The sequence below is a fragment of the Halobellus inordinatus genome (assembly GCF_024464655.1).
Classification (GTDB): Archaea; Halobacteriota; Halobacteria; order Halobacteriales; family Haloferacaceae; genus Haloquadratum; species Haloquadratum inordinatus.
This window is the reverse complement of record NZ_JANHAV010000002.1, coordinates 467355-483172: the sequence shown is the minus strand read 5'-3', so window position 1 is coordinate 483172 and position 15818 is coordinate 467355. Positions and strand designations below refer to the sequence as shown.

Annotated in this window: 17 protein-coding genes and 2 tRNA genes; 8 read left to right on the top strand and 11 right to left on the bottom strand. The window is 65.6% G+C overall.

Annotated features, from left to right (window positions below; all coding sequences use genetic code 11):
* Nucleotides 1-3: 3 nt before the first annotated feature.
* The 5 genes from NO347_RS06800 (at nt 4) to NO347_RS06780 (ending at nt 3027) form a co-directional block, all read left to right on the top strand.
* The gene (locus NO347_RS06800) at nt 4-825 is read left to right on the top strand and encodes a lycopene cyclase domain-containing protein (protein WP_256288865.1); all 822 of its coding nucleotides are present in this window, start codon (nt 4-6) and stop codon (nt 823-825) included.
* Nucleotides 826-827: 2 nt separating this feature from the next.
* Nucleotides 828-1931 carry a Brp/Blh family beta-carotene 15,15'-dioxygenase gene (locus NO347_RS06795; protein ID WP_256288864.1) on the top strand — a complete coding sequence of 368 codons (1104 nt, stop codon included), beginning with the start codon at nt 828-830 and terminating at the stop codon, nt 1929-1931.
* A 34-nt stretch (nt 1932-1965) separates the two neighbouring features.
* A complete protein-coding gene (locus NO347_RS06790; protein ID WP_121568470.1) occupies nt 1966-2649 on the top strand; it encodes a V-type ATP synthase subunit D in 684 nt (227 codons plus the stop codon).
* A 210-nt stretch (nt 2650-2859) separates the two neighbouring features.
* Nucleotides 2860-2932, top strand: a tRNA-Asp gene (locus tag NO347_RS06785).
* Between the two features lie 22 nt (nt 2933-2954).
* Nucleotides 2955-3027, top strand: a tRNA-Asp gene (locus NO347_RS06780).
* Nucleotides 3028-3095: 68 nt separating this feature from the next.
* Here the strand turns inward: NO347_RS06780 and NO347_RS06775 are convergent.
* From NO347_RS06775 to NO347_RS06765, 3 genes are read right to left on the bottom strand one after another with little or no spacing between them, the layout of a single operon-like run.
* Nucleotides 3096-3431, bottom strand: coding sequence for a fluoride efflux transporter FluC (locus tag NO347_RS06775; protein WP_256288915.1), 336 nt, complete (start codon nt 3429-3431; stop codon nt 3096-3098).
* Between the two features lie 53 nt (nt 3432-3484).
* Complete coding sequence (locus NO347_RS06770) at nt 3485-3826, bottom strand: CrcB family protein (protein WP_256288863.1); 342 nt, start codon at nt 3824-3826, stop codon at nt 3485-3487.
* 10 nt (nt 3827-3836) lie between these two features.
* Entirely contained in the window at nt 3837-5054 is a 1218-nt protein-coding gene (locus NO347_RS06765) for an ATP-binding protein (RefSeq protein WP_256288862.1), read from the bottom strand.
* Between the two features lie 75 nt (nt 5055-5129).
* Between NO347_RS06765 and NO347_RS06760 the strand changes: the two genes are divergently transcribed.
* Nucleotides 5130-5582 carry a DUF7382 domain-containing protein gene (locus NO347_RS06760; RefSeq protein WP_256288861.1) on the top strand — a complete coding sequence of 151 codons (453 nt, stop codon included), beginning with the start codon at nt 5130-5132 and terminating at the stop codon, nt 5580-5582.
* 198 nt (nt 5583-5780) lie between these two features.
* Here NO347_RS06760 and NO347_RS06755 read toward each other — a convergent pair whose 3' ends face one another.
* Nucleotides 5781-7058: a tRNA(Ile)(2)-agmatinylcytidine synthase gene (locus NO347_RS06755; protein WP_256288860.1), complete on the bottom strand. Its 1278-nt coding sequence runs from the start codon at nt 7056-7058 to the stop codon at nt 5781-5783.
* A 144-nt stretch (nt 7059-7202) separates the two neighbouring features.
* Between NO347_RS06755 and NO347_RS06750 the strand changes: the two genes are divergently transcribed.
* Complete coding sequence (locus NO347_RS06750) at nt 7203-8180, top strand: transcriptional regulator (RefSeq protein WP_121568474.1); 978 nt, start codon at nt 7203-7205, stop codon at nt 8178-8180.
* A 186-nt stretch (nt 8181-8366) separates the two neighbouring features.
* On the opposite strand, the gene NO347_RS06745 is transcribed toward NO347_RS06750, so the two are convergent.
* The 6 genes from NO347_RS06745 to NO347_RS06720 form a co-directional block, all read right to left on the bottom strand.
* Nucleotides 8367-8624 (bottom strand): glutathione S-transferase N-terminal domain-containing protein, encoded by a 258-nt coding sequence (locus tag NO347_RS06745; protein ID WP_121568475.1) that lies wholly within the window; start codon nt 8622-8624, stop codon nt 8367-8369.
* Between the two features lie 83 nt (nt 8625-8707).
* On the bottom strand, nt 8708-10102 hold the full coding sequence (locus tag NO347_RS06740; RefSeq protein ID WP_256288859.1) for an NHL repeat-containing protein: 1395 nt from the start codon (nt 10100-10102) through the stop codon (nt 8708-8710).
* A gap of 147 nt (nt 10103-10249) precedes the next feature.
* Complete coding sequence (locus tag NO347_RS06735; RefSeq protein ID WP_256288858.1) at nt 10250-11662, bottom strand: NCS2 family permease; 1413 nt, start codon at nt 11660-11662, stop codon at nt 10250-10252.
* 81 nt (nt 11663-11743) lie between these two features.
* Nucleotides 11744-12463, bottom strand: a complete 720-nt coding sequence (locus NO347_RS06730; RefSeq protein ID WP_256288857.1) for a phosphoribosyltransferase family protein — start codon at nt 12461-12463, stop codon at nt 11744-11746.
* A gap of 144 nt (nt 12464-12607) precedes the next feature.
* A complete protein-coding gene (gene pyrE, locus NO347_RS06725; protein ID WP_121568479.1) occupies nt 12608-13138 on the bottom strand; it encodes an orotate phosphoribosyltransferase in 531 nt (176 codons plus the stop codon).
* 240 nt (nt 13139-13378) lie between these two features.
* Nucleotides 13379-13921: a CDP-2,3-bis-(O-geranylgeranyl)-sn-glycerol synthase gene (locus NO347_RS06720; protein WP_256288856.1), complete on the bottom strand. Its 543-nt coding sequence runs from the start codon at nt 13919-13921 to the stop codon at nt 13379-13381.
* A gap of 134 nt (nt 13922-14055) precedes the next feature.
* On the opposite strand from NO347_RS06720, the gene NO347_RS06715 reads away from it, so the two are divergent.
* A complete protein-coding gene (locus NO347_RS06715; protein ID WP_256288855.1) occupies nt 14056-14643 on the top strand; it encodes a DUF502 domain-containing protein in 588 nt (195 codons plus the stop codon).
* A 203-nt stretch (nt 14644-14846) separates the two neighbouring features.
* Here the strand turns inward: NO347_RS06715 and NO347_RS06710 are convergent, their stop codons facing one another.
* Nucleotides 14847-15776 carry a branched-chain amino acid transaminase gene (locus NO347_RS06710; protein ID WP_256288854.1) on the bottom strand — a complete coding sequence of 310 codons (930 nt, stop codon included), beginning with the start codon at nt 15774-15776 and terminating at the stop codon, nt 14847-14849.
* Nucleotides 15777-15818: the final 42 nt, after the last annotated feature.

The following is a 15818-nucleotide window of genomic DNA, read 5'->3' as shown; positions in this document are numbered from 1 at the left end:
CAGATGACGTTTCAGTTCACGTACCTCCAATTCCACTTCGCGTTTTTACTGCCAGCAGTAATGCTGCTGTCTGCGACCGGCTTCGTGAGCCGATCACGGATCGGCGGTATCGCCTCGTGGGACAGCAGTAGTTGGCGCAACTACTGGGCGGGGGTAGCCACCATCACCGTCGTTGCGCTCGTGTACACGACGCCGTGGGACAACTACCTCATCGCGCGTGGAGTCTGGTGGTACGGCGCCGAGACGACCGTCCTGACGATCGGTTACGCGCCGCTTGAGGAGTATCTCTTCATCGTCGTCCAACCCTGGCTGACTGCGCTGTGGCTGTCACACCTATCGTTTTCGACGGCGTGGCCGTCGGCGTCGCATCCGATCAGGAGCCGCCTCGTCGCGTTCGGACTCGCGGTCGCCATCTGTCTCGGAGGCTGGCAGTTGCTCGGCACCGACGCGACGTTCTACCTCGGTGCGACGCTCGCGTGGGCGGCCCCGGTGTTGGCGTTGCAATGGGTCGTCGGCGCACCGCAGTTGTGGGCGCGCCGGCGCACCGTCGCTCTCGGAACGGTGCTCCCGACACTGTATCTCTGCGTTGCCGACAGGATCGCCATCGAGTACGGCATCTGGATCCTCTCGAAGCAGTACACGACTGGGCTCTCCATCGCGGGGCTGCCCATCGAGGAAGCGATGTTCTTCCTCGTGACGAACCTCTTCGTCGTGCAGGGACTCGTCCTGTATCGGCTCGTGATGCAGCGGTGGGCGGACGGCACGGCCGCGACGGCGCGGCACTGGTACGATCGCCTCCGCGCCGGCGCGGAAACGGCCCGCTAACGATGGCTGGCTCGACAGCTCACGACGGAGAGACACGGCGGGTCGACGAGAGCGCCGTCGAGAGCGAGGACGACGTGACACAATCGCTGATGCGCACGATTGGTGGCCGTCCGGCGTGGTTGCTCACTGCCGGGGTCGCGATTCTCGGGGCCGGTGCGGTGCTCGTAGGGCCGGCGACGACGCTGCCGCCGTGGGCGCGGTACGCCCCACTGGCGGTGAGCCTCCTCGTGTTCGGGTTGCCGCACGGCGCAGTCGACCACCTGGCACCCGCCCGGGCGGCCGGGGAGCAACCGTCGGTTCGCTTGCTCCTGATCGTCGGACTCGTGTATCTACTCCTCGGCGGGGCGTACGCGGTGCTGTGGCTCCTCTCACCGATAGCATCAGCCGCGTTTTTCATCGGGATGACCTGGGTCCACTGGGGCCAAGGCGATCTCTACGCGCTCGAGGCGCTCGGCGGGTCACATCTCGACAGTCGAACGGTACGCACCGGCACGCTTCTCGTGCGCGGGGGACTGCCGATGCTCGTGCCGCTACTCCGATTCCCGGAGCGATACCGAGACGTCGTCGACGCCTGGGTGGCGCTGTTCGGCGGCAGCCTCGACGCGTCGTGGCTGGTCGCGCCCGACGTGCGCCTCAGCGTCGGTGCGGCGTTCGCGGCGCTGACGGTCGGGACGCTCCTCGCTGGGTACCGGCGCAGTCCCGGTGACGGATGGCGGCTCGACGCCGCCGAGACGGGGCTGCTGTGGGTGTACTTCCTCGTCGTTCCGCCGATCCTCGCGATCGGCGTGTACTTCTGTGTGTGGCACTCGCTGCGACACATCGCCCGACTCGTCGGCGTCGACCCGAGCGCCAGGCGGGCGTTCGCCGATCGCGGAGCCGTCCCTGCGCTCTTGCGGACGGGCCGCGACGCGCTGCCGCTGACGGTGGTCTCCGTCGGACTGCTCGTCGGCGTCGCACTCGTTGGACGCGTCCAGACCGACCTGCGGACGTTGGCCGCGCTGTACCTCGTCTTCATCGCCGTGTTGACGCTTCCCCACGTAGTGATCGTGACGTGGATGGACCGCACCGAGAACGCCGGCCTGGCCGGCCTCGTCCGCGAACAGTAAAAGGTTAACAGGCTCGGTTCACAACTGGCAGGCAATGGCCGAAGACGTCAAACCGACACGCAAGAACTTGATGGCGATCGAGGATCGGATCCAACTGTCCGAGCGGGGCCACGACACGCTCGAACAGAAGCGAGACGGCCTCATTATGGAGTTTATGGACATTCTGGACCAAGCACAGGACGTCCGCTCCGAGCTGAACCAGAACTACGAGACGGCCCAAGAGAAGATCAATATGGCGCGAGCGATGGAAGGCGACGTCGCCGTGCGCGGTGCCGCCGCGGCGCTCAAAGAGCATCCGGAGATCACCACGCAGTCGAAGAACATCATGGGCGTCGTCGTCCCGCAGATCGAGTCCTCGCGCGTGAAAAAGAGCCTCGACCAGCGCGGCTACGGGCTCCTCGGCTCCTCGGCGCGGATCGACGAGGCCGCAGACGCCTACGAGGAACTGCTCGAGACGATCATCCTCGCCGCGGAGGTCGAGACGGCGATGAAGAAGATGCTCAAAGAGATCGAGACGACGAAACGCCGCGTCAACGCCTTGGAGTTCAAGCTGCTCCCCGAACTCAACGAGAACAAAGAGTACATCGAGCAGAAGCTCGAAGAGCAAGAGCGCGAGGAGATCTTCCGTCTGAAGAAGATCAAGAACAAGAAAGAAAAAGAAGAGAAAGCCGAAGAAGAGGCCGAGGAAGCGGCCGCAGCGGCCCCGGCCGACGACTGAACCAACCTCGCCAATCGAACGACGGAACCGCGCGTCTTCGGTTATCGCTCTTCGCTCTCTTTGCTGTCTTTCGTCCGGTCGCTACTCTCGCCGGAGCCTGGGCTCTGTCCAGGGATTTCCCCGCATCGTCGGCCGCGCGGTGACCTCTCCCACGCCGCCATCAGATGATAAGTCTTAATTAGACTACCGGGCAACGAAGAAGTGGAGCAAGCCCGGGTGGTGTAGTGGCCCATCATACGACCCTGTCACGGTCGTGACGCGGGTTCAAATCCCGCCTCGGGCGCTTGTGCTTTGCTCCGATGTGTGCCCGGGTGGTGTAGTGGCCCATCATACGACCCTGTCACGGTCGTGACGCGGGTTCAAATCCCGCCTCGGGCGCTTTCTCGATTTCACAACGTCGTAGCAGATGCTTTTTCTCGTGGACCGATGGCCGCGAGACGATCTATCTATACTCCCACGAGAACGGTTCCGAGAGCCACGCCGAGGAGCGCCGACGCGAGTGTGCCAGCGGCGTCGACAGCCGCGAGCCGCCAATTTTCCTTCGAGGCGGCCTCAACCACGTTGACGGCGAACGAGGAGAACGTCGTGAACGCGCCGCAGAATCCCGTCCCAGCGACAGCGAGAGTCGTCGCGTGCGGTGACGAGGTGACGAGCGCCCCGAGCGCGGCGCTCCCGAGGACGTTGACGGCGAAGGTACTCCGACGGCCGCCGCCGAGTGCGACGTCGACTGCGTACCGGCCGAGTGCGCCGACCGCTCCCCCGAATCCGACGAGGACCGGCAGGGGAACGCCGTCGAGGTCAGTGAGTGCCGCGAGAGCGACACCGAGGGCGACGCTCACGCGAACCGCCTCCCTGCGGCGAGTCCGAGGAGTGCGGCGAGAAAGCCGAACGCGTAGTTGGCCCCGACGTTCGCGAGACCCCAGGTCGGGCCGAGCGACGTCGTCTCGACGGCGAAGGTGCTGTACGTCGTGAACGAGGAGAGCAATCCCGTCGCGAGGAAGAAGCGGAGGCGACTCGAACGGACGACGCCGATCGAGAGCGCGAGGACGAAACTTCCGAGGACGTTCACGACGAATGTCCCGCGTGGCCCCGGCACGGCCGTGCCGACGAGATAGCGTGACGTCGCTCCGAGGAATCCGCCGAGTGCGACGAGCACGGGGACGAGCCTGTCGGCCATCGAGCGTGGATCACACGCGCGTGTACTCGTCGGTTTCGGTCGCGTCTGTGTCGACCGTCTCCGTGTCAATCAGTTCTACGTCGGTCGCCTCCGCACTGTCGGCGTGAGATGCGGCAGCCGATGTGGGCGACGCCGCTGCAACCGCCGACGCGCGCGGACTCGCCCCGCCGTGCGGCGTGTCGCGTTCGCGGACCGCGACCGTGCGAGTCGCTTCCGCGGTGTCGTCGACGACGAGCGCTTCCCCGGGAGCCGTCGGCATCGCGTCTGTGACGTCCGTGTCGACGTAGGCAGGATCTGCGGCCGCGAGCGCGCGGACGTCCGGCCCGGCCGTCAACCGATGGACGATACGGAGGTCCGACTGGGAGACGGCGACGGCCGGGAGCGCGCTCGGGCGCTGTGTCGCGGCGACGAGCGAGACGCCCGGTGCGCGGCCGCGAGTGAGGATCGCCCGGAGCGATGCACCGGCGACGCCCTCGAAGAAGACGTGTGCTTCGTCGACGAAGAGCCAGGGGAGACGTTCGACCGTCGGCGGCTCGGCACCCGCCACACCCGCAGCACCACGCCCGAGACGGGCGTCGTAGAGCGCCGCTGCGACGCCGGCGACGACCGCGTTCGAAGGCGCGTCGTCGAGGTCGGAACAGTCCAGAATCGTCGCCTCGCCGCCGGCGAGTGCGTGTGCGTCGAGTCCCGCGGGATCGAAGACACCCCACGAATCGGCACGCCGGAGACGGTTGCCGGCCGCGCGGCGAACGTCTGCCGTTGCGTCGGCCGCGTCGACGACAGCACGCATCTCAGAGAGCGTCGCGGCCGTCGACGCGGCGTGCCAGACGAGCGCGCCGACCGGCTGGTCGGGGTCGCTCCCGACGAGTTCCGGCCACCGCGCCGGCGGAATCGCGTCTGCGCGGATCGTCGGCTCGTCGACGATCCGAGCGGGGACGGGCGTCCCGGTCGCGTCGTCGGCCAAGCCGCGAAAGACGCCCATCGGGTCGACGACGACGGGGGCGACACCACGCGCCCTGGCTGCTTCTTCCGCCAGGACGCCGAGCGTGTAGGACTTACCGTAACCCCGCTTGCCGACGACGAGCGCGGCGTGCGGCCGGTCGAGATCGATCCCGACGGGTGCGCCGCGGCTACCGTCGCGGGCGCGGTGGGACCCGAGGCGGCCGGCGGGACCGTCGGGAGCCGTTCGGCCGCACTCGTCTCTACGACCGAGAACTTCGGTGTGCATCAGCGAGAGTGCCCTCGGGATGCGATATAAACGCACGGCCGACTGTTTATATACTGAGACGGGACCACGGCCGGTATGTTCGACGAACTCCGCCGCTTCGCCGACGACGACCGTGCGATCGAAGGACTGCCGATCAGACTCGTCATCGCGCTCGTCGTGGGGGTCGCGACGATGAGCGTGATGCTGAATATGTTGTCCGGCGTGCAGGGACTCGCCGTCTCCGAACTCGACGTCAAACCCTCACCCGACGTCGTCCAGCCGGGCGAGCAAGAACTCTCGCTGACCGTCGTCGACGACGACGGCGACGGGGTCGAAGGTGCGACGGTGATCGTGAAAGACGGCAGCGCCGAGATCGATAGCGTGGTGACTGCCAGCTCAGATGCCGACGGCGTCGCGACCGTCACCTTCGAAGCAGACACCCGGGCGAATCAGGAGACGGGAACGCTCGTCGTCGACGTGAAACCGCCGTCGGGGAGCCAGTTCGTGGACCGCCGCGCGAACACGGAGATTCTCGTCGTCGAGGAGTAGCGCAGGTGACGTTGGCGTTGGCTATAGTAGCGTTTGCAACTGATTACACAGCCAATCGCACGACTGCGTGCAATTCGGTGCGTGAAGACTTGCAAACGCTACTATACGCCAGCCGTTCATACTGTCGGACACAACGATGTGAAAATTATCGGCACCCCGTGGGTGTCAACACAGTTCACGAACTGCTGTCCGACAGTATCACCGCTCGGGGTGCGTCGGCGCGTCGAAGCCGCCACGAACGAGCGGCTTAGCGATGTGTCGACGGGCACAGGGTGGGACCTCGTACCACCCGACATCGAGGTCGCGGTCGACCGAGACGGTTTCCGGACCAGACCGCGAGGTACCGCAGTCGCGACACCGGTACCCCTGGTTCCGGCCGGCGCTCTCCATCGACCGTCCGCACTCGCCGCACGTCGGCGTCGTCTCCACGGTGCGCCGGAGTGATCGGACGGCGAACTTCTCCAGTTTGATCGTCCCGTCGCTCACCTCGCCGCAGACGGTGACCTCGTCACCGGAGCGAAGCGCCCGCACGCGGTCCCGAAACCGCTTCGTGGGTTCGAACGCGACGCAGTCGACCGAATCGTCGGCGTCGCCGCGTGCTTCGAGGTCGAAGAACACGTGGCCCCCACGACGCGTCTCCGGGTCGGAGGCGACGGTCCCGTCGACGCGATACGCGCGCCCGTCGCGCAGTTCACCGAGCGTCCCCTCGCGGAGATGGACATCGGTGCCTTGGTTCGTCAGAAACGTCGCCGACCGTTCGATGGACTCACTGTCGATGCGGGCTGCGAGATCGCAGACGGCGTCGGGATCGTCGCCGCGAATCCCATAGAGGATCGGTCCGGGCGCGTTCGGAACGCAGACCGGTTCGTCCTCCTCGCGGTCGACCGTGTCCCACGCCTGCGGGTAGAATTCCGCTGCAGCATCGAAGACGGACTCCGTGTTGACTTCTCGGGGAGTGCCACACCGGTCGAACGCGCGGTAGGAGATGTGCTCGTAGGTCCACTCCTCGAGTGCGGCCCACGCTCCGACGGCCGCGAGCGCGCCGATGCGGCCGCGGCCCCCCGCCCAGCCGCGGTGGACGTATCCGGCGTCATCCGCGACCCGAAGCGCGTCGGCGGGCTCCAGAAAGTCACGGATTGCGCGTCGCGTGAACGTCGACACCGCCTCGGGAACGTCGCTCGGATCGTCGTCGGCGACGACCACGCCCGGGCTCGTCCGCGGATCCGCAGTCTCCGCAAGCGGTTCGAGTTCGGCGGTAGCGAGATCGAGCGCGTGTTCGGGGTCGAGATCGACGTGGAGCGCGAGCGCGGCGTTTCCGCGGGTCTTGTGCTCGACCGCCGGATTGAGCCGGATCAACAGTTTGCGGTCGACGCGGCCCCCGGCGTCGACGACGGCCTCGGCGAGTCGCGCGGCGAGGTACGTCGTGCACATCCCGCGCTCGCGGGAGTCGGTGTCGTCGAGGCCGACGATAGTCATCGGAGGGGCGTAGTCGGCGCGGCGTCTAACGGCTTTCGCTAACGGCTTCGAGAGACCCAGTCGCAGCGACAACCGGAGAACCGGTGGACGCAGGCGGCCTCGACGGCACAACGCATATATGCGCTGAATCGCGTACAACCGGGTATGTCTCGGTCCGCGCTAGTCGGAAACGTCACAGCGATGCTCGAGGACGCCGGATTCCTCGTCAGCGAGCGCTGTGCGATCCGGCCGAAGAGCTTCGACGTCGCCGCGAGGCGAGGCGAGGACCTGGTGCTGCTGAAGATTCTAGGCAACATCGACGCGTTCGACGGAACGACCGGTGAGGAGATGCGACGGCTGGGTACCTATCTCAACGCGACCCCGATGGTCGTGGGACTGCGAACGCGCGACGAGGATCTGAAGCCCGGTGTCGTGTACTTCCGGCACGGCGTTCCGGTCCTGAATCCCGACACGGCGATGGAACTGTTCATCGAGGGCGTCCCGCCGCTCATCTACGCCGCGCCGGGCGGCCTCTACGTCAACATCGACGGCGACCTCCTGGCAGACGAGCGCCGCGATCGCGGGTGGAGTCTCGGGCAGTTGGCGACGGAACTCGGCGTCTCGCGCCGCACCGTCTCGAAGTACGAAGACGGGATGAACGCGAGCATCGAGGTTGCGATCCGGTTAGAGGAGATGTTCGATCAGCCGTTTTCCAGCCCCGTCGAGGTGATGGAGGGTGCGGAAGACGTTCGCGACGCCGAGCCGACACCCGACGATCCCGACCCAGAATCCGACGACGAGCACGTGGTACACGTTCTGACGCGCGCCGGCTTCACCGTTCACCCGACCGCCCGCGCACCGTTCAAGGCAGTCAGCGAGGACGACGAACGCCGACGGGACTTTATGCCGATGCTTACCGGGCACTCAGCCTTCACACGGAGCGCAGAGAAGCGAGCCCGGATTATGTCTTCGCTCGGCGAGGTCACACAGACCCGTTCGGTCTACTTCACCGAAGATCGCTCGAAGCGCGACGCCGTCGAAGGCACGGCGCTCGTCAGCTGTGAGGAGTTAGCGGACATCGACGACCCCGACCGCATCCGGGATCTCATCCGAGAGCGGTCACAAGAGCCGACCGAAGCGTAGCGACGGGGGCGGGCGCTGTTTCCGACTGTGTTCTGAGTCGTATCAGTGCGCGACCGTAACCGAGGACGAATACGACGAGCCGTCGCCGCCGACGGGTCCCGACGCTCATAGGGGTTATCGTAAGTCCGCATAGATTTCTCGCCGGACGATACGGCGAGACTCTCCGAACAGTGACGATAATCCCTATCAGTTCGCGCCGTCGCCGTACGTCTCTTCCAGGTAGGCGATAATATCGGTGCTTTCCGGCATCCCGTGGACGTCGTGTTCCTCGTCGACGAGCACGGGAACGCCCGTCTGCCCGCTGATCTCTTTCACTTCCGTCCGGTTGGCGTGCGATCGCGGCACCATCACCGATTCGTACTCCAGATCGAGTTCCTCCAGTTTGTTCCTGACTCTGATACAGAAGGGACAGCCCCCGACTTCGTACAGGACGAGATCAGACATCGACGATCGGTACGCGATCCGACCTAAAGAGTCACGTGGTGGACTGCGCGGCGGGCGCACTCCCGTACCGTGTTATCGCGTCGCTATCGGTCCGCGAGGCGCCGGATGCCGGCGACGATCTGTTGGCGGCCGGCGATCAACTCCCCGCCGGCCCACACGAGGCCGACGAGAAGCGCGCTGATCGCCCAGACGAAGTCCCAGCCGGACATCCAGACCGGGCGGAGCCACGGCGTCACGTGTGCCCAGCGCGTCGCGAACTCGTTCATCGGCCCTTCGAGGGCCGTGCCGGCGAACGTCGCGCGAATCCGCCCGGCGAAGCCGACGCTCTCGTTTCCGCCGGCGGTGAGGTTCGCACTGCCGGTGATGTCGTAGGAACCGCTGGCGTTCAGATCACGGATCGTCGGCCCCGACGACTCGGGGCCGGTTCCGATGCGCTCGGCGTCGTAGGGGCCCCACGTGGCGTAGTACTCCCAGACGACTTCGCCCGTGGGCGTGAGTTCCATCACGCGGTGGTTGAGCGTGTCCGTGACGAGCGTGTTTCCGTTGGGGAGTCGGTCCGCATCGCGCGGCCAGGTGAGCGATCCCGTGCCGACCTCCCAGGTCCGGACCCACTCGCCGTCTTCCTTCGCGTACTCGACGACCCGGTTGTTACCGCTGTCGGCGACGAGGATCGTCGGCGTGCCGTTCTCGCTCAGGAGCCAGTCAGGGTTGTGCTGCTCGCGCATCACGTCGTAGTCGTCGTCGGAGCCGAGTCGCTCGACGATCTCTTTAGATTCGATGTCGACGACGATGGCCTGATCGAAGTTCCGCGGCGAGAGCAGCAGGCGGTCCTCACCGACGGGGTCGACATCGTTGACGTGCGACCAGTCGTCGTTGTAACCGCCGTCGGTGCTCTCGGGGAAGTGGTTCTTGAAGTACCACTCCCAGGTGAACTCGTCGGTCGACCGGTTGTAGATGACGATGCGGTCGTCGCTGACCTTGGCGGACGCGTTCCACTCGCGCATATTCGCGATCGCGATGCGGTCGTCGCCGAGATACGCGACGTCGTGGGTGTCGGTCATATTGAACCGCTCCTGCCAGACACGTTCTTGCGTCTCGGGGTCCAACTCGAAGACGACCGTATCGCCGGCCCGCGGCGAGGAGACCAGGAGGTTCCCGTTCGGCAGCGGGTCGACGTCGAAGAACCACGCGCTCCCGCCGACAGAGTCGTTGTGGGTCCACTGGAGGTCACCGCGCGGGCCGACCGAGAGGAGTCGCGCGGGCTTTTTGGGATTCGTATTGCCCTGGAAGGTGTAGCCCTGGACGCTGATGACGGTCGATCCGTTCGCGGGACTCGTGATCGTGCCCGGTTCGAGGCTCGTGTCTGTCGAGGGGTCGTACGTCAGCGCCGACACACCGGCCGGTGCGAGGAGAGAGACGACGAGCAGCAGCGCGATGAGCCGCACTGCGTTCGCTCGGGAGCGCGGAGGGAGCGTCACGTACTCGATTGCGACAGTGAATAATGAATCTCTTGCGGTCCGACGGCAGTCGCGGGGGTGAGAGTCAGACGGCGAGGAGCTGGGGGTGAGTCGGAAGGCGAAAATAGAGGGTGAGTCGGAAGGCGAAAAGCGCGAGCGAGCAGTCGGTTACACCTGCGCGGTGAGAATGCCGCCGGTGCGGACGACGAAGTAGACGACGAACGCGCCCGCGAGCGCCCAGTGGCCTAGACGGACGTCGTCGCCTTCGCCAGCTGCGAACTTGATCACCGGGTACGAGACGATACCGGCGGCGATACCGTAGGCGATCGAGTACGCGAACGGCATCACGAGGATCGTCATCCCGGCGGGGATCGCCTGCGTGAGGTCGTCCCAGTCGATGTCGACGACGTTGCGGAGCATCACGACGCCGATCACGACGAGCGCGATGTGGGAGGCATACAGGGGAATCGCGGCCGCCAGCGGGACGAGCGCGAGCGAGATGAGGAACAGTACAGCGACAGTGAGCGCCGTCAGGCCGGTGCGGCCACCCTCCTCGACGCCCGAGGCGGACTCGATGTAGGTCGTCACGGTCGAGGTCCCGAGCATTCCGCCGACCGTGGTGCCGATCGCGTCGGCCATCAGCGGCTTGTCGATGTCGGGGAGATTACCGTCCTCGTCGAGGAAGTTACCGGCCTGTCCGACGCCGACGAGCGTGCCGGCGGTGTCGAAGAAGTCGACGAAGAAGAAGGTGAAGACGACCAGCGCGAAGGTGAACGCCTCGACGTCGCTGAGGCCGGAGATGAACGCGCCGGCCAGCGGAGTGATGTCGTAGGAGACGGACGTAGAGCCGGCGACGAGGCCAGCGTCAGCCGCGATGGGGCCGAACGCGGTGAGCAGCCACCCGAGGACGGACGTGAGGGCGATTCCGATGATGATCGATCCGGGAACGTTGCGGGCGTAGAGCGCGAACGTCAGAAAGAGGCCGAACACGGAGACGATCGCGACGGGGTTCGACGCGATCGATCCCATCGAGACGAGCGTCGCCGTGTCGTCGACGACGATCCCCATCGCCTGCAGGCCGATGATCGCGAGGAAGAGCCCGATACCCGTCCCGACGGCGAACTTCACGGGTTCGGGGAAGAGTTTGATCACGTACTCGCGCGCGCCGATCGCCGTCAGGATGATGAAGATGATCCCTTCGACGACGACGGCCGCGAGTGCGGTCTGCCACGGAATTCCGAGCGCGCTGACGACGGTGAACGCGAAGAACGCGTTCAGGCCGAGGCCCGGCGCCTGCGCGAACGGTCGGTTGGCGTAGAAGGCCATCACGAACGTCGCCGTCGCCGCCGCGAGGATCGTGACGACGGCGAGCATCGACTGGATCTCGCCCGGCGGGATGCCGGCGATCGAGATCCCGTCGGCACCGGGAATGTTCGGCTGGTCGGTCAGGATCGAGGGGTTGACAACGACGATGTAGGACATCGTCAGGAACGTCGTCAGCCCGGCGAGGAGTTCGGTCCGGACCGATGATCCGTGTTCTTGCACATCGAAGTAGTTTCCGAGTGTTTCAGCGAGCCCCATAATGCACGTGTGAGCATAACCCCGATACGGTCGATAAGGGTTTTCATCGACGCCGGGCACAGTGAGGCCCGTAGCGGCCGATCACTCGGCGTCGAACGTCGAGAGCGCACCGACGGGTGCGTCGGTGAGTTCCCGGGCGCGGTCGATGCCTTCCTCACCGACGGAAATGAGCGCGAAAACGCCCGTAACGTCTGCATTCGCCTGTTTCGCGATGTCGAGGAGAAGTTCCTGGGTTTCGCCCGAGCGGATGAGGTCGTCGACGATGAGGACGTTCTCGCCGCGGGAGATCGCGCGGCCGGGGAGGTAGTAGGTCAGTTCGATGCCCGAAGCGAGGCGCTGACGGGACTCGATGAAGTCCTCGACGGCCGTCTCTTTGGACTTCTTCGCGTAGGCGACGCGGGCGTCGAAGTACCCTGCCATCGCCGCGCCGAGCGTGATGCCGTCGGTCGCCGCCGTCAGGACGACGTCCGGGCGCTCGAAGCCGAGCGCGTTGGCGGCGACCGGAGCAACGAGATCGAGAAACGACTGGTCGAAGACGATACCGGAGTTGTCGACGTAGCCCTCGTCGTCGAACTCGACGCGCGCGCGGAGTTCCGCCGCGAGGGCGTCGCGGCCGACCCCGTCGACGACTTCGCGGGCGCGCTCGACGCCCGGCAGGACGTGGCCGTTGACGTACCGATTGAGATCGCCGGCGGGGAGTCCGCTGAGTTCGGCGAGTTCGTCGTACGTCCGGGTCTCCTTCAGCATCCGAAGGACGGCGACCGCCTGCAACTGGAGGGCCGCTTTCTCCGCTCTGTTCATACTTCGATCTGCGATGTTGCGTAAGTATGAATATGTCGATACAGATACAGCGTGAAAAAACCACGAACGTGGATTAGACGGCGAGAGAGAACGTCCGGTCTCGGGGCTGAAAACGGCCCGAAATCGCGAGGTTCGCGAGAAGCGCTACGAACGGTCCTCGTCGTCGAGGAGGTCCGCCGCAGTCACGAGGGCGTCGAGTTCGACGTCGGCCTCGGCGAGTCGTTCGCGTGCACCTTCCTGACGGTCGACGACGACGAGGACGCGGTTGACGACCGCGCCGGCGTCGCGGAGTGCTTCGACGGCGTCGAGTGCGCTCTTGCCGGTGGTCGCGATGTCTTCGAGGACGACGACTTCCTCGCCCTCGGAGAAGCGCCCCTCGATACGGTTGGCCGTGCCGTACTCTTTGGTCTTTTTGCGGACGATGACGTACGGCGTGTCGGTCTCGACGCTCGTGACGGAGACGAGCGGGACGGCGCCGAGCGCAACACCCGCGAGCTTTTCGCCGGACAGTTCGTCCGCGAACGCCTCGGCGATCAGCTGGAGGCAGCGGGGGTCTGTCTCGAAGAGATACTTGTCGACGTAGTACTCGGAGGTGCCGCCGTGGGAGAGTTCGAACTCTCCGAACTGGACGGCGTCGGCGTCGCGGAGCGCCGCGATGAGTTCGTCGTTCGCCATTGGGTGTGAGAGGGCGGGCGAGGCGCTTAAACGGGGCGATTCGGATGCGATGCGGTGCAAAGGTATGCAGTGCGGAGGCGGTGCGGAGTCGGGCGGTGCAGTGCGGAGGCGGTGCGGAGTCGAAGCGTTCGTACCGCGAGGCGAGCGAATGCGAGCCTCGCGGCATTTTTCCCTCCAGGTTTTTGGACCGGGGTTGAGCGCCGCCTTCGGCGGCGCGAGGCCCCGGTCGAAAAAGGTGGGTTAGTACGGCTCGTCTTTCAACCCCAGCACGTACGCGATGACATTCGTGAGGACGTGCAGGACCGGCGTGAGAACGATCACGACTCCGAGCACGGGGAGCGTAAATGTGGTCTGGAACCAGCCGAAGTCGAGGACGGCGGCACAGGCGAGCGCGCCGGCGACGAAGTCCAGTTGGTCGACACCGGGGAACGGCGCGCCCCGCTCGCGGCCCGTCCGGCGCTTGAGAAACGAGGCGGCGATGTCGCCGAGCATCGCGCCGAACGCGAGACCGAACGCGGCGGCGAGCGGGAAGACCGGGACCTCGAATCCGGTCACGCGGACGACGACGGGCGCGAGGACGTTCAGTCCGAGCGCGAGGAGGACGCCCGCGAGCGTGCCGATAGCCGTTCCACGCCACGTCTTGCCGTCGCCGAGGAGGCGGCGGCCACCCATCGTTCGGCCGCCGTCGATCGGTGCGCCGCCGCCGGCGAGGACGGCAGCGTTGTTCGGGACGTAGGCGGGGAGCATCGCCCAGAAAGCGACGACGACGAGATCAACGAGCATACGTGTCGCGTCCGACGGCGACGACAAAAGTCTCCCCAATTCGGCCACCGCGACGCGCCGCCGCAGAACAGCGGTTCTGTGACCGAAGCGACAGCAGTTCCTTTAACTCTCCGGCGAGACGTACTGGCAGATAGATGTCCTCCTGGAGGCGCGACTTCGCAAGCGGCTTGATCGTTCTCACGCCAATCCTCGTCATTCTGTTCGTTCTCAACTACCTCTACTCGAAGATCGTCGACCTCCCGGTCATCCGACGATTGGACGACCCCATCGGGTTCCTCGTCGCAGTCGTGGTCTTCATTATGCTCGTCCTGTCGGTGGGGTACCTGATGCGGACGACGGTCGGCCGCCTGTTCGAGACGTATCTGGATGCGGCGATGAATCGCGTGCCGCTCATACGCGTGCTCTACAACGCCTCCAAGTTAGCCGTCGAAACGGCCGTGACTGGGACCGAGGACCTCCAAAAGCCGGTGAAAGTCGAGCCCTGGCAGGGGATGCGGATGACAGCATTCAAGACTGGAAAGGTGACCGACGACGGCCGCGTGGTGCTGTTTATGCCGACCGCTCCGAACATCACGACTGGCTTCGTGATGGAGGTCGATCCCGAGGATATCACCGAAACCGACGAGAGCGTCGAAGAGGCGCTGACTCGGGTGTTGTCCGCGGGATTCGGCGAAGAAGAGCGGGACGCGCCGATCAAGATCGACGCCCGGTCAGAAGACTGACCGTCGGTCTGGTGCGGAAGCGGCGCGGTGCTGAGGCGGCGCGGTCCCGGGCAGTGTCGGGCGGTACGGTGCTGTGCGGTAGTCGAGAAGTCGTACCGCGAGGCGAGCGAACGCGAGCCTCGCGGCATTTTTCCCTCCAGGTTTTTGGACCGGGGTCGAGCGCCGCCTTCGGCGGCGCGAGGCCCCGGTCGAAAAAGGTGGGTTTAGACGTACGTGAACCACTCGTCGTGGGCGTCGTCGCGACGCTCGACGAGGTCGAAGAACGCCTGCTGGAGTTCCTCGGTCACAGGGCCGCGCGAACCGTCGCCGATGACGACGTTGTCGACCTTCCGGATGGGCGTCACCTCGGCGGCGGTGCCGCTGAAGAACAGTTCGTCAGCGGTGTTGAGTTCGCCGCGGGAGATGGTCGCCTGGTCGTGGACGGTGTAGCCGCGCTCGCGGGCGAGTTCGATCACCGTGTTTCGGGTGATGCCGTCGAGAATGCTCTCGGAGAGACCGGGGGTGTAGATCTCGCCGTCGCGGACGAGGAAGATGTTCTCGCCGGGGCCTTCCGCGACGTTGCCCTCCTTGTTCAGGACGATCGCCTCGGTGTAGCCGTTGCGGCGGGCTTCCTCGCCCGCGAGAAGCGAGTTCACGTACAGGCCGGTCGTCTTCGCGTTCGTCGGAATCTGACTGGAGGCGTGTTTGCGCCACGAGGAGATCATCACGTCGACGCCCTGTTCGAGCGCTTCCTCGCCGAGGTAGGCGCCCCACGGCCACGCCGCGATCGCGACGTTCACCGGGTTGTCTTTCGGGCTGACGCCGAGCGAGCCGTAACCGTAGAACGCGACCGGACGGATGTAACAGGAGCGCAGTTCCTCACGGCGAATCAGTTCCAGCGTCGCCTCCGTGAGTTCTCCCCGCGAGAACGGAATGTCCATCTCGTAGGGCTTCGTCGACTCGTAGAACCGATCGAGGTGCTCTTCCCAGCGGAAGATCGCCGGGCCGTTTTCGGTGTCGTAACAGCGGACGCCCTCGAACACGCCGGATCCGTAGTGTAGACCGTGCGTCAGAACGTGGACCGTCGCGTCGTCCCAGTCGACGAACGAACCGTCCTGCCAAATCGTCTCGACGTCCATCTCGTCGAATCCCATATGCCGTGATTTACTCCCCGGGATATAAAACCCTACAGGAGT